Annotated in this window: 18 protein-coding genes and 2 pseudogenes; 7 read left to right on the forward strand and 13 right to left on the reverse strand. The window is 74.5% G+C overall.

Features of this window, described 5'->3' with window-relative positions; translation table 11 throughout:
* Positions 1-340: 340 nt before the first annotated feature.
* Positions 341-1,339 carry a LacI family DNA-binding transcriptional regulator gene (locus ACLGIH_RS32175; protein ID WP_416529537.1) on the forward strand — a complete coding sequence of 333 codons (999 nt, stop codon included), beginning with the start codon at positions 341-343 and terminating at the stop codon, positions 1,337-1,339.
* Positions 1,340-1,372: 33 nt separating this feature from the next.
* Here ACLGIH_RS32175 and ACLGIH_RS32180 read toward each other — a convergent pair whose 3' ends face one another.
* Both ACLGIH_RS32180 and ACLGIH_RS32185 read right to left on the reverse strand, forming a co-directional pair.
* Complete coding sequence (locus ACLGIH_RS32180) at positions 1,373-2,185, reverse strand: ribonuclease BN (RefSeq protein ID WP_416528807.1); 813 nt, start codon at positions 2,183-2,185, stop codon at positions 1,373-1,375.
* A 546-nt stretch (positions 2,186-2,731) separates the two neighbouring features.
* Complete coding sequence (locus ACLGIH_RS32185) at positions 2,732-2,995, reverse strand: hypothetical protein (RefSeq protein ID WP_416528808.1); 264 nt, start codon at positions 2,993-2,995, stop codon at positions 2,732-2,734.
* Between the two features lie 124 nt (positions 2,996-3,119).
* On the opposite strand from ACLGIH_RS32185, the gene ACLGIH_RS32190 reads away from it, so the two are divergent.
* Positions 3,120-4,181, forward strand: a complete 1,062-nt coding sequence (locus ACLGIH_RS32190; protein ID WP_416528809.1) for a glucose 1-dehydrogenase — start codon at positions 3,120-3,122, stop codon at positions 4,179-4,181.
* Positions 4,182-4,235: 54 nt separating this feature from the next.
* On the opposite strand, the gene ACLGIH_RS32195 is transcribed toward ACLGIH_RS32190, so the two are convergent.
* The 9 genes and pseudogenes from ACLGIH_RS32195 to ACLGIH_RS32235 form a co-directional block, all read right to left on the reverse strand.
* On the reverse strand, positions 4,236-4,628 hold the full coding sequence (locus tag ACLGIH_RS32195; RefSeq protein WP_416528810.1) for a hypothetical protein: 393 nt from the start codon (positions 4,626-4,628) through the stop codon (positions 4,236-4,238).
* 153 nt (positions 4,629-4,781) lie between these two features.
* A pseudogene (locus ACLGIH_RS32200) lies at positions 4,782-5,111 on the reverse strand (hypothetical protein); the annotation flags it as partial.
* Between the two features lie 109 nt (positions 5,112-5,220).
* Positions 5,221-6,444: a cytochrome P450 family protein gene (locus ACLGIH_RS32205; RefSeq protein ID WP_416528811.1), complete on the reverse strand. Its 1,224-nt coding sequence runs from the start codon at positions 6,442-6,444 to the stop codon at positions 5,221-5,223.
* A complete protein-coding gene (locus ACLGIH_RS32210) occupies positions 6,441-7,664 on the reverse strand; it encodes a cytochrome P450 (protein WP_416529538.1) in 1,224 nt (407 codons plus the stop codon). Before ACLGIH_RS32210 ends, ACLGIH_RS32205 begins: the two co-directional genes overlap by 4 nt.
* Before the next feature lie 65 nt (positions 7,665-7,729).
* The gene (locus ACLGIH_RS32215; protein WP_416528812.1) at positions 7,730-8,347 is read right to left on the reverse strand and encodes a GTP-binding protein; all 618 of its coding nucleotides are present in this window, start codon (positions 8,345-8,347) and stop codon (positions 7,730-7,732) included.
* Positions 8,328-8,675 (reverse strand): DUF742 domain-containing protein, encoded by a 348-nt coding sequence (locus ACLGIH_RS32220; RefSeq protein WP_416528813.1) that lies wholly within the window; start codon positions 8,673-8,675, stop codon positions 8,328-8,330. Before ACLGIH_RS32220 ends, ACLGIH_RS32215 begins: the two co-directional genes overlap by 20 nt.
* Positions 8,672-9,079 carry a roadblock/LC7 domain-containing protein gene (locus ACLGIH_RS32225; RefSeq protein WP_416528814.1) on the reverse strand — a complete coding sequence of 136 codons (408 nt, stop codon included), beginning with the start codon at positions 9,077-9,079 and terminating at the stop codon, positions 8,672-8,674. The genes ACLGIH_RS32220 and ACLGIH_RS32225 overlap by 4 nt, the downstream gene beginning before the upstream one ends.
* Positions 9,076-10,710 carry a sensor histidine kinase gene (locus ACLGIH_RS32230; protein ID WP_416528815.1) on the reverse strand — a complete coding sequence of 545 codons (1,635 nt, stop codon included), beginning with the start codon at positions 10,708-10,710 and terminating at the stop codon, positions 9,076-9,078. The genes ACLGIH_RS32225 and ACLGIH_RS32230 overlap by 4 nt, the downstream gene beginning before the upstream one ends.
* 316 nt (positions 10,711-11,026) lie before the next feature.
* The gene (locus ACLGIH_RS32235; RefSeq protein ID WP_416528816.1) at positions 11,027-11,728 is read right to left on the reverse strand and encodes a GAF and ANTAR domain-containing protein; all 702 of its coding nucleotides are present in this window, start codon (positions 11,726-11,728) and stop codon (positions 11,027-11,029) included.
* Between the two features lie 106 nt (positions 11,729-11,834).
* Here ACLGIH_RS32235 and ACLGIH_RS32240 point away from each other — a divergent pair.
* Together ACLGIH_RS32240 and ACLGIH_RS32245 are read left to right on the forward strand one after the other, a co-directional pair.
* Positions 11,835-12,313 (forward strand): annotated as a pseudogene (locus ACLGIH_RS32240) (Rrf2 family transcriptional regulator).
* A 481-nt stretch (positions 12,314-12,794) separates the two neighbouring features.
* Complete coding sequence (locus ACLGIH_RS32245) at positions 12,795-13,502, forward strand: adenosylcobinamide amidohydrolase (RefSeq protein ID WP_416528817.1); 708 nt, start codon at positions 12,795-12,797, stop codon at positions 13,500-13,502.
* Between the two features lie 180 nt (positions 13,503-13,682).
* Here ACLGIH_RS32245 and snpA read toward each other — a convergent pair whose 3' ends face one another.
* Positions 13,683-14,387, reverse strand: a complete 705-nt coding sequence (gene snpA / locus ACLGIH_RS32250; protein WP_416528818.1) for a snapalysin — start codon at positions 14,385-14,387, stop codon at positions 13,683-13,685.
* 199 nt (positions 14,388-14,586) lie between these two features.
* Here snpA and ACLGIH_RS32255 point away from each other — a divergent pair, with 199 nt between their 5' ends.
* Together ACLGIH_RS32255 and ACLGIH_RS32260 are read left to right on the forward strand one after the other, a co-directional pair.
* Positions 14,587-15,579 (forward strand): LysR family transcriptional regulator, encoded by a 993-nt coding sequence (locus tag ACLGIH_RS32255; RefSeq protein WP_416528819.1) that lies wholly within the window; start codon positions 14,587-14,589, stop codon positions 15,577-15,579.
* Between the two features lie 103 nt (positions 15,580-15,682).
* Positions 15,683-16,111 carry a hypothetical protein gene (locus tag ACLGIH_RS32260; protein WP_416528820.1) on the forward strand — a complete coding sequence of 143 codons (429 nt, stop codon included), beginning with the start codon at positions 15,683-15,685 and terminating at the stop codon, positions 16,109-16,111.
* A gap of 331 nt (positions 16,112-16,442) precedes the next feature.
* On the opposite strand, the gene ACLGIH_RS32265 is transcribed toward ACLGIH_RS32260, so the two are convergent.
* Positions 16,443-16,952, reverse strand: coding sequence for a molybdenum cofactor biosysynthesis protein (locus ACLGIH_RS32265; protein WP_416528821.1), 510 nt, complete (start codon positions 16,950-16,952; stop codon positions 16,443-16,445).
* Between the two features lie 106 nt (positions 16,953-17,058).
* Here ACLGIH_RS32265 and pgm point away from each other — a divergent pair, with 106 nt between their 5' ends.
* A complete protein-coding gene (gene pgm / locus ACLGIH_RS32270; protein ID WP_416528822.1) occupies positions 17,059-18,699 on the forward strand; it encodes a phosphoglucomutase (alpha-D-glucose-1,6-bisphosphate-dependent) in 1,641 nt (546 codons plus the stop codon).
* Positions 18,700-18,778 lie beyond the last annotated feature (79 nt).

Below are 18,778 nucleotides of genomic sequence, written 5' to 3' on the forward strand. Positions count from 1 at the left end.
CGTCCACGTCCCGGAGGCGTCCGACGTTTACGCAAACATCGAACACCGCGAAAGAACGGAGGTCGACGAGGGGGTGGCTATGTTTACGTAAACATCCAGTGGCGGCATGCCTACACTGCCCCGAGGACGGCGGTCAAGGGTCCTTCGGGAACCCCGAGCCGGCCGCCGGGCGGACGACGGAGAGGCGGCGGACGGCCAAGTGGACACGGTGGAGAGCGCCCCGGCGGACGCGCCCGCGCCCGACGGCACCGAGGACCTGCCGTCCGGCTCGGCGGACGCGCCGGCCGGGCGGAGCGGGGGACGCGGGCGCCGGCGCGGTGCCCGCGCCCACTCGGCCTCCATGGCGGACGTGGCCCGCCTGGCGGGGGTCTCCTCGCAGACCGTCTCCCGGGTGTCCAACGGCTACGCCGGCGTCACCGAGGAGACCCGGCGCCAGGTGCTGGCCGCCATGAAGGAGCTGGGCTACCGGCCCAACAGCGCGGCCCGGGCGCTCAAGCGCGGCGAGTTCCGCACCATCGGCGTCATCACCTTCACCCTCTCCACCACGGGCAACGTGCGCACCCTGGAGGCCATCGCCACCTCGGCGGCCGCAAAGGGGTACGCGGTGACCCTGATGCCGGTGGCCCTGCCCACCCAGGACGAGGTCCGCGGCGCGTTCACCCGGCTGGAGGAACTCGCCGTCGACGCCGTCATCGTCATCATGGAGGTCCACCTGCTGGACGCGGCGACCGTCAGGCTGCCGCCCCATGCGCAGGTCGTGGTCGTCGACTCCGACGCGGGCGCCCACTACACGGTCGTCGACACCGACCAGGCGGGCGGCTCCCGCACCGCCGTCCGGCACCTGCTGGACCTCGGGCACCGCACGGTGTGGCACCTGGCCGGGCCCGAGGACTCCTTCGCCGCCCAGCGCCGCGCGGACGCCTGGCGGGCCACGCTCACCGAGGCCGGCCGCACCCCGCCGCTCGTCAGGGGCGACTGGTCGGCGGACTCCGGGTACCGGGCCGGGCTGGAGCTGGCCGCCCGCGAGGAGTGCACGGCCGTCTTCGCGGCCAACGACCAGATGGCTCTGGGGCTGCTGCGCGCCCTGCACGAACACGGCCGGCGGGTCCCCGAGGACGTCAGCGTCATCGGCTTCGACGACATCCCCGAGGCAGGCTCCTTCCTGCCGCCGCTGACCACCGTGCACCAGGACTTCGCCGAGGTGGGGCGGCTGTGCGTGGACGCCGTGCTGCGCAAGATGCGCCAGGAAGGACCGGAGCGGGGGACGACGCTGGTGCCGACCCGGCTGGTGGTGCGGGAGAGCACGGCGCCGCCGCCGCGGCCCGGGGCCGCTCCCTGACCCCGGACGGGGTCCTCTTCCACGTCCGGCGGCTCACCGGCGGTCGGCCCGCGGCCACCAGTGGTGCTCGCAGAACCAGCGGCCGACCAGGGCGCCGCCGAACACCACGAAGCCGACCCCGATCAGCCACGACTCCACCACCAGCACGATGCCGACCGTGCCGTAACTGATCGCGTTGTCGAGGATGAGCGGCGTGAAGACCAGGTAGGAGAAGCCCCGCAGGCCGATCAGGCCGGCCATGGTGGCGACGGCCCCGGGCAACAGGTCCCACCAGCGCACCTGACTGCCCAGCAGGAAGTGCTGCCCCCACCAGAAGAAGAGCACGCTGGCCACGATGGACAGCACGATCCGCAGCGACCCGTGCACGGCGGTCCGGGTCTGCACCTCCTGGTAGAGGTAAGCGGTCAGCGCCACCACCCAGGTCAGCTGGCGCCAGACCCGGTGCCACGGACCGGACGGCAGGCCCCAGATCCGCTCGTACCCGTTCTGCACGCTGCCCGCGAACGACACACCGAACACGGCGAGGGCGATGGCGCCCCACACGCTCGTGGTGCCGATCACCTTCGGCGGCGGGCTGATGATGTCGGTCAGTACCCGGGCGGACCGCCCGGTCAGCCCCATGCCGTCCGCCAGCCAGGCCGCGAAACCGCCGCGCCCCAGCGGATCGGCGGCGGCCACCACGATCAGCAGCGGGCCGAGGGTGACCAGGGCGAGCGTGGCGAACCCGAGCGCCCGGTGCAGCAGCTCCACGTCACGGCCGCGCCGGATGAGGGCGGTCGCGGCCAGCTGTTCCCACAGGTGCGGGAGCCGGTGCCGGTACCGGTTCACGGCATGCTCCTCGGGCACGGCATGCTCCGCGGAGAGGTCCTCCGACGGCTCGGGGAGGTGAAGGGGGTGACCCTGGTGGCGGCCCGGCAGGCGTGGCCGCCAGGAGACCCGGGCGGCCGGGCGGTCCGCCGCCCGGCGCGCCGGAACCGCGGGCCGCGGGACACCGCCGGACCGAGGAGAGCGGCGGCCGGAAAGCCGGCGTGGGCGGCGGTCCTGGTCCCGGCCGGCGGTGCCGTGGTGGCGGGGCCGGGATGGGGCGGGTCCGCCGTAGTGCGTTTCCTGCTCGGCATCCTGCTCCTCGTCGTCGTGACCGGCTCGTGCCCCCTGGCCTACGAGGCGGCCTTCGCCGGCACCGTGGCGGGCGCGCTGTGCTGCGACCCGGCGGGTGGTGGTACCGGCTGCTCCCGGAACCGGGGACGGCCGTGCCACCTGCCGCTCACCGCGACCGGCTCGGTGGTGGGCTTCTGCGTGCTCCTGAGGGCCGGCGGCCCGCCGCTGCCCGCCGCCGTCGCGGAGGCGCCGCGCCGGGGGCGGGGACATACAGCTGGAACAAGGGGTTTTCGGTCAGGACGTTACGGTCGTGCGATGACGCCGCCGCCCCGCGACACGCCGCTCGCCCGCCGTGCGGCGCCGGTCGTCAGCGGTCACCGAGGCCGGCGTGCCGGGCGTACGGCAGCAGGGCCGGCGGGCCGCCCGCGGCGCGCGGCGCGGGCTGACGGCACCGACCGCGGCGCCCGGGTCCGACACCATGTGCTCGTCCGGCACGGCCGGTTCGCAGCCGGCGGCGGCCGGCTGCTTCAGCAGCACCAGGACCGCGGCGGGGTCCATGCCGTACCGGGCGGAACCACGCGCGAAGGGCCGACCGGAAGGGTGACCTTTGCATGGGCCAAACGAAGCGGGGGACTCGCTCCTGCGAGCAGTGAGACGACGACCCGCCGAGAGGATGACCACCATGCGGGCACTGACCGTCCGCCCGGGCCGGCGCGGCTCGCTCGCGGTCGAGGATGTCGAGGAGCCGACACCGGCCGCCGGTGAACTCCTGGTCAGGGGCCTGGCGCTGGGCGTCTGCGGCACCGACCGCGAGATCGCCTCGGGCGACTACGGCCAGGCGCCGCCGGGGCGCGACCGTCTGGTCCTCGGCCACGAGTCGCTCGGCCGGGTCGAGCGGGCCCCGGAGGGCAGCGGGTTCGCCGCCGGGGACCTCGTGGTGGGCGTGGTACGGCGTCCCGATCCCGAGCCGTGCGGGGCCTGCGCCCACGGCGAGTTCGACATGTGCCGCAACGGCCGCTATCGGGAGCGGGGCATCAAGGAACTGGACGGCTACGGCGCCGGGCTGTGGCGCGTGGAGCCCGACTACGCCGTCGGCGTCGACGCCGGGCTCGGTCTCGCCGGCGTGTTGACGGAGCCCACCAGCGTCGTCGCCAAGGCATGGGAACAGATCGAGGCCGTGGGCCGGCGGGCCTGGTTCCGGCCCCGCCGGGTGATGGTGACCGGCGCCGGGCCCATCGGCCTGCTGGCCGCCCTGCTCGGACGGCAGCGGGGTCTCGACGTGCACGTCCTCGACCGGGTCACCGACGGGCCGAAGCCTGAACTCGTCCGCTCGCTGGGCGCCACGTACCACAGCGAGGACGCGCCGGACGCGCTCGCCGCCGTCCGGCCGGACATCGTCGTCGAGGCCACCGGCGCCGGGCGGGTGGTGTTCGACTCGATCCGGGCGACGGCGGCGTACGGCATCGTCTGCCTCACCGGCGTCTCGCCCGCCGGACGCCGGCTGACCGTCGACGCGGGCAGCATGAACCGCGAGATCGTGCTGGAGAACGACGCCGTGGTGGGCTCCGTCAACGCGAACCTGCGGCACTACCGGCAGGCCGCCGAGGCCCTGGCCCGCGCCGACCGGGAGTGGCTGCACCGGCTGCTCACCCGCCGGCTGCCGCTGGAGCGGGCGGCGGAGGCGTTCGACCACCACCCGGACGACGTCAAGACGGTGATCACGCTGGACGCCGACGCCGGCTGACCGGCCCGCGGTGCCCTTGCCCGGAGCCGGACCGGTTCGCGGAGCCGCGCCGGTTCAGGGGTCCGTGCGGTGCCGCAAGTGCTGGTTGTGCCACGTGATCGCGCGCCGGATCTGCGGTTCGTCCAGGCCGGTCCGGCAGCCTAGCTGCTCCATGCTGAGGGCGGACGGGCCGATGGTCAGCGCCCGGGTGAGCTTCGCCGCCCACAGCTCCTCCTCCACGAACGGACGGTGCCGGTAGCCCTCCCGGACGGCGTCGAAGTGGGGGTCGCTGCAGGCCGTGATCAGCCGCAGGCCGTCGTACCGGTCCTGGGTGGGGTGCGCGGCGGAGGAGTCCGGGACGTAACCCGTCACCGCCCGGTCCGCGGGGAACGTCGTGCCGCACAGGTCGCACAGTTCCAGCGGAACGGGCTCCTGTGCCCGCCGCTTGTTGCGCCGGCGCTTCCACATGGCGACTCCCGGTGCTAGCGCGTCGGCGTCCCGGCCATGGGGGACCGGTGCCGCTTTCCTGGAGTTACCCGGTCCGGCGGACGCAAACGCGTTCGGCGTCCGCACGCGGGACCGCGGGCGACTTCTTCACGCCGCGCCGCGGCTGCCGGAAGCCGGTCCGGCCTCCTCCGCCTGCTTGTGCTGCACCTGCAGACAGCGCACCGTCAGCCGCACGGCGGCGCCGGGCACAAGGACCCGCAGCAGGCACTCCGTCTGCTGGTACCAGGAGTCGGCGGACCCAGACCCCCCGGACACGACCGGCCCGTCCCGCTCCACCCAGTCCCGGGGGAAGAGGACGCCGAACCGCCATCGCACCCGGTTCTTCGGCGGGGAACGGCGGTACGGACAGAGCAGACAGTCCTCGTACAGGGCGGCGTCGGCGACCGCGCTCAGCCGGGCCAGGGCCGGCCCCGGCCCGGTGACCTCGGCGGTGGGCTCCGGCATTCTGCCTCCTCGACGGCAGGTGGGCCCGTTCCGCACCCACCTTCACACCACCGGGAGACCACCGCCGCCCACGGCGCGGGCCAGTGGACCGACCAGGTCACGGACGTCCTCAGGCCAGCTTCACCGGCAGCTCGAACAGGTCGTTCTGCGTCACCACGGGCTTGTTGCGCAGCTCGGACGCCGGCACCGCCAGGTCCAGCCGGGGGAACCGGGCGTACAGGGCGGGCAGCGCCACCCCGGCCTCCAGGCGGGACAGGGCCGCGCCGGGGCACACGTGCGGGCCGTGCCCGAAGGAGATGTGCCGGTTCTCCGACCGCCGGGAGACGTCGAAGTCACCCGCCGTCGGGCCGTGCGCCCGCTCGTCCCGGCCTATCGCGCCGTACGACACGATCAGCGCGTCCCCCGCGGGGAGCACCTTGTCGCCGACGGGGACGTCCTCGGTCGCGAAACGGATCAGGACGTGCGAGGTCGGCGTCGAGAAGCGCAGGGTCTCCTCGACCACCGCGGACCAGTCCACCTCGCCGGACAGGACCAGGGCGCGCTGCTCGGGGTGGGTGGAGAGGTTGACCACCGCGTTGACGATCAGCGAGATCGTGGTCTCGTGACCGGCGGCGACCATCAGCTGGAGGGTGGAGACGATCTCCTCGTCGGTGAGGCGGTCACCGTCCTCCGAGGCGAGGATCAGCGCGCTGGTGAGGTCGTCGCCGGGCGCGGCACGTTTGGCGGCGACCGTGTCGGCCATGATCCCGGCCAGCTCGGTGAGGGTCGCGACGACTTCCTCGGGCGGCGTCTGGGTGGAGAAGAACTTGTCGAACAGCACCTTCAGGCGCGGCAGCCGGGCCTCGTCGATGCCCATGAGGTCGGAGATCACGTACATCGGCAGCGGGTAGGCGAAGGCCGCCTTGAGGTCGACCACGCCGCCGTCCGCCGGCAGGCCGTCCAGCAGCCGGTCGGTGAGTTCCGTGATCCGCCCGCGCATGTGCTCCACCCGGCGCGGGGTCAGCGCCTGCGCGACGAGCGTGCGCAGCCGCCGGTGCTCGGCGCCGTCCACGGTCAGCATCGAGCGGCCGGGGTTGGCCAGGCCGATCAGCGGCCAGTCCGCGGGTATCTCGCCGCGCTGCCAGGCGCCCCACACGTTGATGTCCTTGACCAGTCTGGGGTCCGTCAGCAGCGCCTTCGCCTCGGCGTGGTGCGTGACCGCCCACACGGGCACGCCGCCCGGCAGCTCCACCGCGGCGAGCGGCCCCGCCGCGCGCAGCCGGGCGCTCTCGGCGTCCAGGTCGGTGACGAACGGGTCCAGCGGGATCCGGGCCTGATCGATACCGGTCGTCATGGCTGAACGCCTCCCAGGGCAGGGGTCGGGGTGAACCGCACGGGCAACTCGGTCAGCCCTCGCAGCCAGGGCGAGGGACGACGGGTGAGGGATGCGGCGGGCACCGCCAGGTCGATGTCCGGCAGCCGGTCGAGGACGACCTCGATGCCCGTCCGCGCGATCACCTCGGCGATCTCCTGCGCGGGGAACGGGCAGCGGTGCTCGCCGTGCCCGAAGGAGAAGTGCGCGCTGTTGCCGCCGGTCAGCGCGGAGCCGTCGGTGCGCACCTGCGGGTCGGAGTTGGCGCCCTGCAGACCGAGCAGCACCAGGTCGCCGGCGCGGATGCGGCGACCGCCCAGGTGTGTGTCGCGGGACGCCCAGCGGCCGGCCACGTTCTGAGTGGGCGTGTCCTCCCACAGCACCTCGTTCATCGCCTCGGCGACGCTGTTGCGGCCGCCGAAGAGGGAGGCGGCGAAGCGGTCGTCGGTCAGCATCAGGCGCAGCGAGTTGCCGATCCAGTCGGCGGTCGGCTGGTGGCCGGCGGCCAGCATCACCATCAGGTCCTGGGCGATCTCCTCCTCGCTGAAACCGCCGCCGTCGGCCAGCATCCGGGAGGCGACGTCGTCCGCGGGCCGCTCCTTGCGGTCGGCGAGCAGCCGTGCCATCGAGGTGGCGAGATGCGTCTGCCCGGCGATCGCCCGCTCCCGGCCGTCGATCATGTCGTTGAGGGCGGTGACCAGGGCGGGCCCCTGCTCGTCGGGGAAGCCGTACAGCCGGGCGAGGACACGCACCGGCAGCAGCATCGCGTACTCCCCGACGAGGTCGGCCTCGCCCTTGGCGCACAGCCGGTCGACGAGTTCGTCGGCGAACCGCTCGGCGTGGCCGCGCAGTTCGGCGGCGGGGACCTCCTCCAGCGCGTTGCTGATCATCGCGGCGCGCTCGCGGTGCCGTTCGCCGACGGTGTAGAGGATCGACGGCTGCTTGCGGCCGATCATCGGCAGCAGCGGCCAGTCGGCGGGGATGTCGTCCCACTGGTTCCACAGGTCGGAGTCCCGGCTGAACAGCACCGGGTCGCCGGTGACCTGGTGCAGTTCGCGGTAGCCGAGTACCAGCCAGGCGGGGACGCCGCCGTCCAGGAGCACGGGCGTGACGGCGCCGTGCTCGCGGCGCATCTCCCGGTACAGCCGGGCGGGGTCGGTCTGGAAGCGCGGGCCGCTCAGCGGAACGGCTTCGGTGGTGATGTCGGCGGCGGTGCCGGTCGTGATACCGGTCGTGGTGTCGGTCGTGATGTCGGTGGTCTCGGTGGTCACACGAACTCCCGTCGGGCCAGGGCGGCCTGGTCGGCGTAGTGGTCCTTCAGGTGCTCGACCAGCGTGATCAGGACCTGCTTGCTGGACTCGCGGGACCGGGCGTCGCAGTCGATCAGCGGCACCCGCGGATCGAGGTCGAGGGCGTCGCGGACGTCGGCGGGGGAGTGCCGGGGGCCGCCGAAGTCGTTGCAGGCGACGACGAACGGGGTGCCGTGGTGCTCCAGGCGGTCGATGGCGTACCACGAGTCGTCGATGCGGCGGGTGTCGACCAGGACGACCGCGCCGAGCGTGCCGGAGAACAGCCGGTCCCACAGGAACCAGAACCGCTCCTGGCCGGGCGCGCCGAACAGGTAGAGCACGTTGCGCGCGTCGAGGGTGATGCGGCCGAAGTCGAACGCCACGGTCGTGGCGGTCTTGCCGCGCACCTCGCTGATGTCGTCGACCGTCTCGCCGGCCTGCGTCATCGTCTCCTCGGTGTTGAGGGGGCGTATCTCGCTGACCGAGCGGACCATGGTCGTCTTGCCGACGCCGAACCCGCCCACGACCACGATCTTCAGACCGTTGTCGGCGGTGGCACCCAGCGGGGTACGGGCGTCAGAGATTGCGGAGTCCAACGAGCACCTGCTCCAGGAGGTCGGGGTCGGGGACGGCTGCGCTGCGCGGGTGGCGGGCGCTCACCCGGCCCGCGGCGTGCAGGTCGGCGAGCAGGATCCTGGTGATGCCCACCGGCAGCCGCAGCTCGGCGGCGATCTCCACCACGGCGGTCGGGAACCGTGTCATCCGCAGGATCGCCGTGTGCTCCGACTGCATGCCGGGCACCGGATCGCACTCGGCGACCACCAGCGTGACCAGGTCGAAGGGGTTGCCGGGCCCCGAACGGCTGCGCCCGCCGGTCAGGGTGTACAGGCGGTCCGGGGCGTCGTCCCTGCCGGGGCGGCTCATGACTCGCGTGGCGAGGCGCGCAGGTGCTCGCCGAGCTGCTCGACCAGTTCGCTCATGTTGTGGCCGACGAGCCCGACGTCCGCGTCCTCGCCGGTGACCACGGCGAGGTGCGCGCCCTCGCCGGCCTCCACGATGAACAGGATCCCGCCGTAGAACTCGGTCATCGCCGAGCGCACGCCGCCGCTGCCGTCGCCGAACTCCACGGACGCGCCGTGGGACAGCGACTGGATGCCGGCGGCGATCGCCGCGAGCTGGTCGGCCTGGTCCACGGACAGCTCCGGGGTGCGGCACAGCCGCAGGCCGTCCCGGGACAGCACGAGCGCGTGCCGCGCGCCCGGCGTGCGCTCCAGGAGACCCTCGATGAGCCAGGTGAGCTTCTCGTCGGCGGTGGTCGTGCCGGTCATGAGGTGGTGTCGCCTTCCGGGTGCGCATGCGAGTGGGACGGGTGGTCGGAGGGGGCCTCGGCCGGTGTCTCGGCCGGGACCCCGGTCGGTACGGGGCCGGCGGGGTCCGATTCGGTCTCCCGTGGGGCGGCGGGGCCGCCGCCGGAGGCGCGTACGGCCTGGCGGAAGCTGCTGAAGCGGGCGGCGCGTGTCTTGGCGTCGTCGGCGGCCGGCGCAGGGCGCGGCTCGGCGGTCCGGGCGCCCGCGCGGGCGCGTTCGGCCTCGGCGAGGGTACGTCCCCGGCGGCGCCTGGGCAGGCTCACCGGCCGTTCGCCGGTGTCCTGGCCGTCCGGTTCGCGGCCGGCCGGTTCGTGGGCGGGCGCGGGCTCGGCGTGGGCGGTGCGGTAGGAGGGCGCGGCCGGTGGCGGAACGGCGAGGTGCGAGGGGCCGTCCGGGGCGGGCCGGGCCGGCTGCGTCACCGGGGCGGCGGCGGGCGTCGGAACCGGAGTGGGCGCCGGGTCGCTCAGGATGTCCTGCGGGATGAGTACCAGCACCCCGGTGCCGCCCCGCGCGGACGGCCGGAAGGACACCTTCAGGCCGTACTTGCGGGACAGCCGGCCCACCACGGCGAGTCCCAGCCGGGTTCCGGACAGGCCGCCCAGCCCGGCGAACTCACCGGACACCGCCCGCTCCGCGCGGCGCAGCTGCACCTCGCCCATCACCAGGCCGCTGTCCTCCACGGACACGATGAGCCCGGACGGCACCTCCTCGACGTACACGTGGACCTCGGCCGTCGGCGGCGAGAAGTTCGCGGCGTTGTCGAGGATCTCGGCCAGCGCGTGCATCACGCCCTCGGCCGCGTGCCCGGCGACGGCCGTCTCGCTGGTCGAGTGCACCCGCACCCGCTGGTAGCCGGCGATCCGGCCCATCGCACCGCGCAGGATCGACTCCATGCCGATGGGGCGTGCCCAGCGGCGCCCGGAGCGGGCCCCGGCGAGCACGGCGACGGAGTCGGCGAGGCGGCCCGCCTGCGCGGTTCGGTGGTCGAGGTGGAGCAGGTCGGTGAGCACCTCCTCGTCGCTGTGCCGCTCCTCCATGGCGCGCAGGTCGGCGAGCATCCCGGTGGCCAGCGCCTGCATCCGGGCGGCCGCGTTGGCGGTGGCGGCGACGGCGGCGTCGCGTTCTGCGGTGGCCCGGTCCAGCCGCGCCCGGACCCGGTCGGTCTCGGCGCCGAGCCGCGCGACCTCCTCCGCGTGCCGTTGCGCCAGCCGCTCCCGCTCCTGCGCGAACTCCGCCGTCAGCCGGGCGCGTTCGTCCGCGAACTCCATCCGCAGGCGTTCCTGCTCCCGGCGGGTCCGCTCGGCCAGCCGGACGCGCTCCTCGGCGAGGCGTCCCGCGTCCGCGGTGGCCGCGTCCAGCCGGCGGCGGAGGAGCCGGAGGGCCCACAGCGCGTGGGCGGCCAGGGTCACGGCCACGCACAGCAGCAGCGCCGCGGCGCTCGCCCCCAGCCCGAGCGGGGCGCGCACCGAGGCGGGGGCCGCGGCGACGGCACCGCCGACGACGAGCGCCGACACCACCGCGCAGGGCAGGGCCACGGCGGTGAGGATGCGGGGCAGGGCTGGTCGGTCGCCAGGGCGGGCGGGCGCGGTCATCTTCGGGTCCTCGCCAGGCCGCCGGAGCGGCCCTCGTGTCGTCCATGGGGGCGGAACTGAGCGGGCGTCGGTCACACGGTGCTCAACCGGCGATCACTATACGAGAGTTCGTGATCGGTCAGGGGTGGGTCTTGTTCAAAGCTCGCCCATCTTTCTGGCGAAGCCGTCACGCCGCGCAGGACGACAGGGGCGAGGACGGTGGCGAGGAGGGTGGCGACGAGGATCACGAGGACGCGGGCGGTGGGGGCGAGTGGCAGGTCACGGAGGCCGGGGCTCCGGCGGCCGGGCTCAGGGGCCGGCGCTCAGGGGCCGGGTCTCAGGGCAGCCGGCCCTTCTCGCAGACCTGGCGGGCGACTTCGCGGAGCTTGACGTTGCGGTCCTGCGAGTAGCGGCGCAGCGCGTCGAAGGCCTGGCGCTCGGTGAGGTGGTGGCTGCCCATGAGGATGCCCATCGCCTCGCCGATGAGGTGCCGGGTGTCGATCGCCTGCTGCAACTGGGCATGCGTACGGGCGCTGGAGAAGGCGACCGCGGCATGGGAGGCCAGCAGCCAGCCGGCGGTCTCGCTGGCCTCGGTGAAGGCGCCGGGCCGGTGGGAGTAGAGGTCGAGCGCGCCGAGTTCCTCGTCCTCGGTGTACAGCAGGATGCCCATCATGCTGCCGATCCCGAGCTTCCTGGCCTCGGGTACGTAGGCGGGCCAGCGCCGTGCCGCGTCGGTGCCGCCGCCGAAGTCGACGATCCGGAACGTCCGCTCCGCCGAGGACGGGCGGGCCGCGTCGAAGCACGGGCCCTCCGACAGGCGTTCCTGGAGCCCGTCGCTCTTCACGACCAGTTCATCGGTGGGCGCCAGTGACTGCACCCGTTTCCCCCGCAGGATGAGGATTCCCGCGGCGTCACAGCCTTCCACCAGCTCGGTGGCGGATGCGGTGATCCGCTCCAGGGTGTCGTCCAACGACTCCTGCGCCAGCAGGTCGCGCGCCATCGACGCCATCTGACGAGCGAATGTGCGCCAGTCGTCCATGCGGTCCTCCTCCGTTGACCCGAGGTCCCCGTGCCCGACCCATGGTCGCCGGGGACCTCCCTGTTGTCCCCGGTGGGTCGAGGGCCCAAAGCGCAGCGGGCGGCTTCTGCCCGGCCGGGCGACGTCCGGTGCGCCGACCGCCGTACGGTCCGAGGCTGCGGTGCCGGGTGCCCCCCCGGCCCGGAGCGCCACTCCGGTGAGCAGGCCCGTGGCCGATGCGGCCGAGCCGGGGCGGGGACGGGGGTGCGCGGACTCAACCGCCCGCCGTGCCGTGCGGCCGGATGCGCATCCCGGGCCGGCCCCGGGCGGCGGGCCTCCGTGGGCCGGCTGGTACGGGAGCTGGAGGACGAGGAGGAAGTGGTCGGCTGCGAGGGCGAACCGCCCTGCCCGCTGCGGGCCGCCTGCCGGCTGCGCGGGGCGCTGCGCAGGGCGCAGGAAGCCTTCCACGCCGCTCTCGACCCGGTGACCGTGTCCGATCCGGTGGCCTCGCCGACCGGGCCGGTGCTGCTGGGGCTGACGACCGAGCGCCCCTACGGGCAGCGGCCCGGGACGCGGGCGCCGACGGTCCGCGGGCCGACCGGCTGACGGCCACCGCACGGCCGGAATCACGAAGATCACCCACCGATGACGACCATCTGCCGATGACCCCGACCTCCGGCTCGCCCGGCAGCGGCCCTCCCGCAGCCGATGGGGACCTCCCGCGACAGCAGGTCCAGCCCCCAGTGCGTTGAAACGGCTCTTCCGGAAGCGGCAGCCCGGGGCGGGCCATCAGCGCCCGCGCGATCAGGAGGCGGGCCCGCCGCCGGACCTCGTCGTCCTACATCCGCCCGCGACGAACGGCGTACCCGCTCGCGCCCGGAGGCCGTCGTGGGAAGCGGAAGGCTGTCGCCGGAAAGCGGAGGCCGTCGCCGGAGGCGGATGCCGTCGCGGGGGGTGGAAGGCCGTCGCGGGGAGTGGAAGAGCACACCGCCCGAGCAGGGGGCACGGCGGCCTGCTCCTCGGCGGGCGGCACGTACGATCGTCCGGTTCCACCCGACCGCCCCGTCCTCCCGAGGAGCCACCGCCGGTGCCCGCCGTCCTGCCGCATCCCCGTACCGGCCCCGGTCCTCGCACCGGTCCGCACCTGCTCACCTGGGACCGTCTGACCCGGGTGGAGGACGGTGAACGGCTGCACGCCCTGCTGTGGCGGGCTGGCCCGGGCTGGCGGACGGCCAGCAGCGCCGTCCTCGGCGGCGGCATCGCCGAGCGGGCCTGGGTGCTCAACGCCCAGGTGTCCCACGGCTACCGGCGCACCGACCCCGCCCGGCACCTGGCCGACCTCGCCCGGGAGGCGGGCGCCGGCGGCCCGGGGGTCGGCCTGATGACGGCCGCCGACGTCCGTGCCGCCGGGTGCGCGCGGGACGGCGGCGTGGAAGCGGTCGCGACCGCGGGCATCGCGGTGCGCGGATGGGCGGCCTCGCCCCGGGAAGGGGCCGCCGGGGCCGCCCCGCCCGGGACGATCAACATCGTCGCCGCGCTCCCGGTGCCGCTCGACGACGCCGCCCTCGTCAACGCGGTGATGACGGCCACCGAGGCCAAGGTGCAGGCGCTGCTGGACGCGGGGCTCGACTGCTCCGGCACGCCCACGGACGCGGTGTGCATCGCGGCCCGTGCCCCGCACGACGGTGCCGAGACACATGCCTTCGCCGGTCCCCGCTCGCTGTGGGGCGCCCGGCTGGCCCGCGCCGTCCACCGGGCCGTGCACTCCGCCCTGCCCGCCGGCGCACCCGGCTGACCGTCGTCTTCCGCGGACCGTGGGGCGCGAACGCCGAGCCGGGGATCCGCGCCGCGTCACCACCGTCCGCACGGTGGGACGCACACGGACGCGGGGCGGCCTCGGCCGGCCGCCCCGCGCCCGCTCGTGCGGTCACCGCTCGTGCGGTCACCGCTCGTGCGGTCTCGTGCTCGACGTGCGCTAGCGCCGGGCGGACTTCTCCAGCGCCTTGTCGAGAGCCTGCGCGAAGCCGTACGCCCACAGCTGGTTCACCCGCGCGCGCTCACGGGCGTCCGGGTAGGCGTTGGTGCAGGACGGGCCGGGGCCGCCGCCCGACATCAGCTCGCTGCACGGGCCCGAGTAGCGGTCGGGCAGGCCGAGCACGTGACCGGTCTCGTGCGCGGTGACCCGGGTCGAGTCGTACACCTGGTTCTGCCGGTAGTCGAGGAAGATGTAGCCGTTGCCGCGCCCGTCGGTGGAGGCGTACGAGCCGCGCGAGTCGTTGCCCTCGTAGTAGGCGAAGTCGGCACCCGAGCTTCTCTCCTGCAGCCGCACGTTGGACACCGAGCTGTTCCAGATCTGGGTGCTCCGGGATATCTGCGAGCGGAAGCTGGGCGCGCCGGAGGCGCTGTAGTAGACCGTGACGGCGGCCGTGGACTTCGGGTCGGCGGCGCGCCGCTCGGCGACGGACCTCAGGACCGCCTCGAAGAACTCCCGGGTGTCCTGGGCCTCCTGGGCCTTCTGGCTCGACGGGCCGGGCGTCGGCTGATAACCGGCGTACGTACCCTGGGCCTGCGGGGAGTGCGGCTGGGGAGCGGCCGCCGTCGCCGCCGGACCGGTGCCGAGCGCGGTGGCCGTCAGACCGAGACCGACCGCGGCGGACAGCATGGGCAGGGACAGTCGCATCGATGACTCCTTGTGTGTGGGGGAGAAGTCGTCATCGGTGAGTGTGAGGTCCGCTTCCGTCCACCGGGATGATGGCAACCGCCGATAGTTCCGCGCTATCACCGCCCCGACGAGTCGGACCGGAGTTGCCGGAACTCGCCCTGGTCCGCCGCCTTTTGTTCACCTGGCGCAACGAACTGTTCCGCTCTACGCTCCCCGCATGGAGCTCGAGGTGAGGCATTTACGCGCGCTGTGCGCCATCGCCGACGCCGGCAGCCTGCACCGGGCGGCCCGTCAGCTCGGCGTCGCCCAACCCACGTTGAGCACCCAGCTGGTCCGGATCGAACAGGCCCTGGGCGGCCCGCTGTTCGTCCGTGAACGCACCGGCTGCCGCCCCACGCCGCTGGGGCGCACCGTCCTCGGCCGGGCCCGGCCGCTGCTGGCCGACATGCGGGCCCTCGTCCGGGAGGCCCGGGCCGCCGCGGCCGGCGGCGACAGCCGGCTGCGTATCGGCTCGACCGCCAGCCGGGCCCTGGCCGGCTGGCTGCGCCGACTCAGACGTCCGGGCCTGGAGCCGACGCTCCAGATGGACGTCTCCGCCAACGCCCTGCTGCGCAGGGTCACCGACGGCCAGCTCGATGTCGCCTTCGTGCACGAGGTCGAGGGCTGTCCGCTGCACGTTCCCGAGGAACTGTGGCTGCGGGTCCTGGTCGAGCGGGAACCGCAGTTCGTCATGCTGCCCGCCGGCCACCCCGCCGCCGCCCGGCCCGTCGTCCACCTCGCCGACCTGGCCGCCGACTGCTGGATGGTCGACCCCACCGTCGACGGCGAGTGGGACGGCGTGCACCGCATGCTGCGCGCGGCCGGACTCGACCCGCGCGTCCTGCACGGCGACTACCACACGGCCGCGTCCCTGGTGGCCACCGGCGACGTCGTGACCGTCTGCCAGCCCAGCTCCCAGTCCCGCCCCGACGCGGCCGTACGCCGCCTGTACGGGGACCCGCTCGGCGTACGGCTGCTGCTGGCGGCCCGTACCCGCGCCGAACTGGATGCGGTCTACCCGGCGCTGGAGGAGGCGTACTGGGAGGTGGCCCGGCAGTCGTCCGCCTACCGCGAACTGCTGGAGAGCGCCGACCCGACCGCCCCCGCGCAACCCGCGTCCGGCCGACCGGTCCCCGGCACGCACCGCCCGGTGTGCGCGCCGGTCCGCTGAGCGTCCGTCACCGGCGGCACGCGGCACGGTCCAGCCGAGAGCCTCGGCGCGATGGGTGCCGTACGCCGTGTTTGCCACCGGAGCGAGCGGCAAAGCGGTGTCCATGACCGAATCGAACAATCACACGCAGCGTAAGACCGACGGCGCCCGCACGGCCGCGGGCAAGGCCGAGCGGACCGCGGACCGGGCGACCGCCCCGGCGTCCTCGGCCGCGACGAGCACCGCCGCCAAGGCCGGTGACACGGCATCAGCGGCAAAGTCCGGTGCCCAGCGGTCGGCCGAGGCCGCCACCGGGGTCGCGCACAGCGCGGCCAAGGGCGTCGAGGCGGGACGCCGGGCGATCGTCACGACGTCGGGTCAGGTCGCGGCCGGCGCCAAGACCGCCTGGACGGTCATGGCCGACCGCAAGCTCGTCGCCGCGGGGGCCGCCGCCGGTCTGACCGCGCTGAGCGCCGCCTCGTTCGCGGTGGGCCGCCGCTCGGGCCGCCGGACCCAAGGCCCCCTCACCCGCCTCACCGGTGGCCGCATCTGAGCCCCCGGGCCGTACGGGCCTGAGCGGTGTCCGGGTCCGAGCCGCAGGCGTCTGCCGGGTGGCCGGGTCCGAGTCGCGAGCCGCGCGGGTGTGACCGGCGGCCGGGTTCGGGCCCCGGGCGGCGCGCGCCTCACCGGTGGCCGGATTTGAGCCCTGGGCCGCACGTTGTCTGCCGGGTGGCCGGGTTCGACCCGCGAGCCTCGCGGGGGTGACCGACGGCCGGGTTCGAGCCCGGGGCGGCACCCGTCTCACGGCGCCGGTCGTGAGCCCGGGCCGTGCCGGCACAACCGGTGGGTGGGCTGAGGCCCGGTCGTCCGGGGGCCGGCTCCGGTCAGGTCGCGGCGGCCGGGTCGCGGACGACCCGGAACGTCGCCGGGCCGACCTCGAGCACTCCGTCGCTCAGCGGCGTGCACCGCACCCCGCCCTTGCCGCGCAGCGCGCGCTGGGCACCGGGGCCGACGGTGACGTCCATCCACGCACACGGCCGCGCGGGACGGTTCACGGCCAGGGTCACGGGCCCGTGTCCGCAGTCCAGGGCGATGGTCGCGCCGACATGGGCGTCGATGTCGACGCCGCGCAACAGCACGTTCCGGCGGGTGTGCCGCAGATCGGCGGCCGGGGCGATGGCCGTCGGCAGGTTCTCGGCGGACATGAGGGTCACCGCGGCGTCCCGATGGGCGGGCCGGGCGAAGAACCGGTCGCCGGCCAGCCCGAGACCGCGGCGTACCTCGACGCGCCGCACCCGCTCGTCGGCCGGGCCGGGGGCCGGTCCGTCCGCGGGGCGCCCGGCCAGCCGGTGGGCTGGCGACACCAGCAGTTGCAGCACCTCCACCTCGATCACGGTGCCCAGCCTACGCCCGGCCCTCTGGCAGTGGTCCCGTTCGCCCGAGGCACGGGGGAAGATGGGGACCGCGAGCACAAGGAGCACCGACGAGGAGGAGCGGGGCATGCACCCTGACCGAGCCGGCAAGCCGGCCGGACCCGAGGACCTGATCGACGTCGCACGGCTGGTGACGGCGTACTACGCGCTGCACCCCGACCCGGCCGAACCCGGCCAGCGCGTGGCCTTCGGCACCTCCGGACACCGGGGCTCGTCCCTGGCCGCCGCGTTCAACGACGACCACATCGCCGCGACCAGCCAGGCCATCTGCGAGTACCGGCAGGACCGGGGCATCGACGGGCCGCTCTTCCTCGGCGCCGACACGCACGCCCTGTCCGAGCCCGCCAGAGTCACCGCGCTCGAGGTCTTCGCGGCCAACGACGTCACCGTGCTGATCGACGACGCCGACGGCTACACCCCCACCCCGGCGGTCTCGCACGCCATCCTCACCCACAACCGTGGCCGCACCTCCGGCCTGGCCGACGGCGTGGTGGTCACCCCGTCGCACAACCCGCCCGCCGACGGCGGCTTCAAGTACAACCCGCCGAGCGGCGGCCCGGCCGGCTCGGACGCCACCTCCTGGATCCAGGACCGGGCCAACGAGATCATCGCGGCGGGCCTGAAGGACGTACGGCGCATCCCGCACGCCCGGGCACTCGCCGCGCCCGGCACCGGCCGCTACGACTTCCTCGGCACCTACGTGTCCGACCTGCCGAGCGTGCTGGACCTGGACGCGATCCGGTCGGCCGGGGTGCGGATCGGCGCCGACCCGCTGGGCGGGGCGTCCGTGGCGTACTGGGGTCGCATCGCCGAGCAGCACCGCCTCGACCTGACCGTGGTCAACCCGCTCACCGACCCCACGTGGCGGTTCATGACGCTGGACTGGGACGGCAAGATCCGTATGGACTGCTCGTCGCCGCACGCGATGGCCTCGCTCATCGAGCGGCGCGAGCGCTTCCGGATCGCCACGGGCAACGACGCCGACGCCGACCGGCACGGCATCGTCACCCCCGACGCGGGCCTGATGAACCCCAACCACTACCTCGCCGCCGCCATCTCCTACCTCTACGCCCACCGCACCGAGTGGCCCGCCGACGCCGCCGTGGGCAAGACGCTGGTCTCCTCCGGCATGATCGACCGGGTCGCCGCCGATCTCGGCCGCCGGCTGGTCGAGGTGCCCGTCGGCTTCAAGTGGTTCGTGGACGGACTGGTCGACGGCTCGCTCGGATTCGGCGGCGAGGAGTCGGCCGGGGCGTCCTTCCTGCGGCGGGACGGCTCGGTGTGGACCACCGACAAGGACGGCATCATCCTGGCGCTGCTCGCCTCGGAGATCACCGCCGTCACGGACCGTACGCCCTCCGAGCACTACGCCGCGCTCACCGAGCGGTTCGGGGCACCGGCCTACGCCCGCATCGACGCGCCCGCGACCCGTGAGGAGAAGGCCCGGCTGGCCAAGCTGTCCCCGGCCCAGGTCACCGCCGACACCCTGGCCGGAGAGCCGGTCACCGGCGTGCTCAGCGAGGCGCCGGGCAACGGCGCCGCCATCGGCGGCATCAAGGTCACCACCGAGAACGCCTGGTTCGCGGCCCGGCCCTCGGGCACCGAGGACGTCTACAAGATCTACGCCGAGTCGTTCCGGGGCCCCGACCACCTGACGCAGGTCCAGGAGGAGGCCAAGCTCGTCGTCCTGTCGGCCCTGGGCGGCTGAGCCGGCGGCCGGCTGGAGAATCCGCCCCCGACGGACGGGTGTGCACCGGCGGCCGGTGGGCACCCGGCTTCCGCGGGAA

The sequence above is a fragment of the Streptomyces hamibioticus genome (genome assembly GCF_047946815.1).
Taxonomy (GTDB): Bacteria; Actinomycetota; Actinomycetes; order Streptomycetales; family Streptomycetaceae; genus Streptomyces.

What these genes read in the sequence shown, in the direction of transcription:
- ACLGIH_RS32230 (WP_416528815.1), bottom strand. Translation starts at nt 10,710, where the DNA reads ATGACCGCGCCCGCCCGCCCTGGCGACCGACCAGCCCTGCCCCGCATC.
- ACLGIH_RS32195 (WP_416528810.1), bottom strand. Translation starts at nt 4,628, where the DNA reads ATGTGGAAGCGCCGGCGCAACAAGCGGCGGGCACAGGAGCCCGTTCCG.
- ACLGIH_RS32225 (WP_416528814.1), bottom strand. Translation starts at nt 9,079, where the DNA reads ATGACCGGCACGACCACCGCCGACGAGAAGCTCACCTGGCTCATCGAG.
- ACLGIH_RS32235 (WP_416528816.1), bottom strand. Translation starts at nt 11,728, where the DNA reads ATGGACGACTGGCGCACATTCGCTCGTCAGATGGCGTCGATGGCGCGC.
- ACLGIH_RS32255 (WP_416528819.1), top strand. Translation starts at nt 14,587, where the DNA reads ATGGAGCTCGAGGTGAGGCATTTACGCGCGCTGTGCGCCATCGCCGAC.
- pgm (WP_416528822.1), top strand. Translation starts at nt 17,059, where the DNA reads ATGCACCCTGACCGAGCCGGCAAGCCGGCCGGACCCGAGGACCTGATC.
- snpA (WP_416528818.1), bottom strand. Translation starts at nt 14,387, where the DNA reads ATGCGACTGTCCCTGCCCATGCTGTCCGCCGCGGTCGGTCTCGGTCTG.
- ACLGIH_RS32190 (WP_416528809.1), top strand. Translation starts at nt 3,120, where the DNA reads ATGCGGGCACTGACCGTCCGCCCGGGCCGGCGCGGCTCGCTCGCGGTC.
- ACLGIH_RS32205 (WP_416528811.1), bottom strand. Translation starts at nt 6,444, where the DNA reads ATGACGACCGGTATCGATCAGGCCCGGATCCCGCTGGACCCGTTCGTC.
- ACLGIH_RS32175 (WP_416529537.1), top strand. Translation starts at nt 341, where the DNA reads ATGGCGGACGTGGCCCGCCTGGCGGGGGTCTCCTCGCAGACCGTCTCC.
- ACLGIH_RS32220 (WP_416528813.1), bottom strand. Translation starts at nt 8,675, where the DNA reads ATGAGCCGCCCCGGCAGGGACGACGCCCCGGACCGCCTGTACACCCTG.
- ACLGIH_RS32260 (WP_416528820.1), top strand. Translation starts at nt 15,683, where the DNA reads ATGACCGAATCGAACAATCACACGCAGCGTAAGACCGACGGCGCCCGC.
- ACLGIH_RS32185 (WP_416528808.1), bottom strand. Translation starts at nt 2,995, where the DNA reads ATGGACCCCGCCGCGGTCCTGGTGCTGCTGAAGCAGCCGGCCGCCGCC.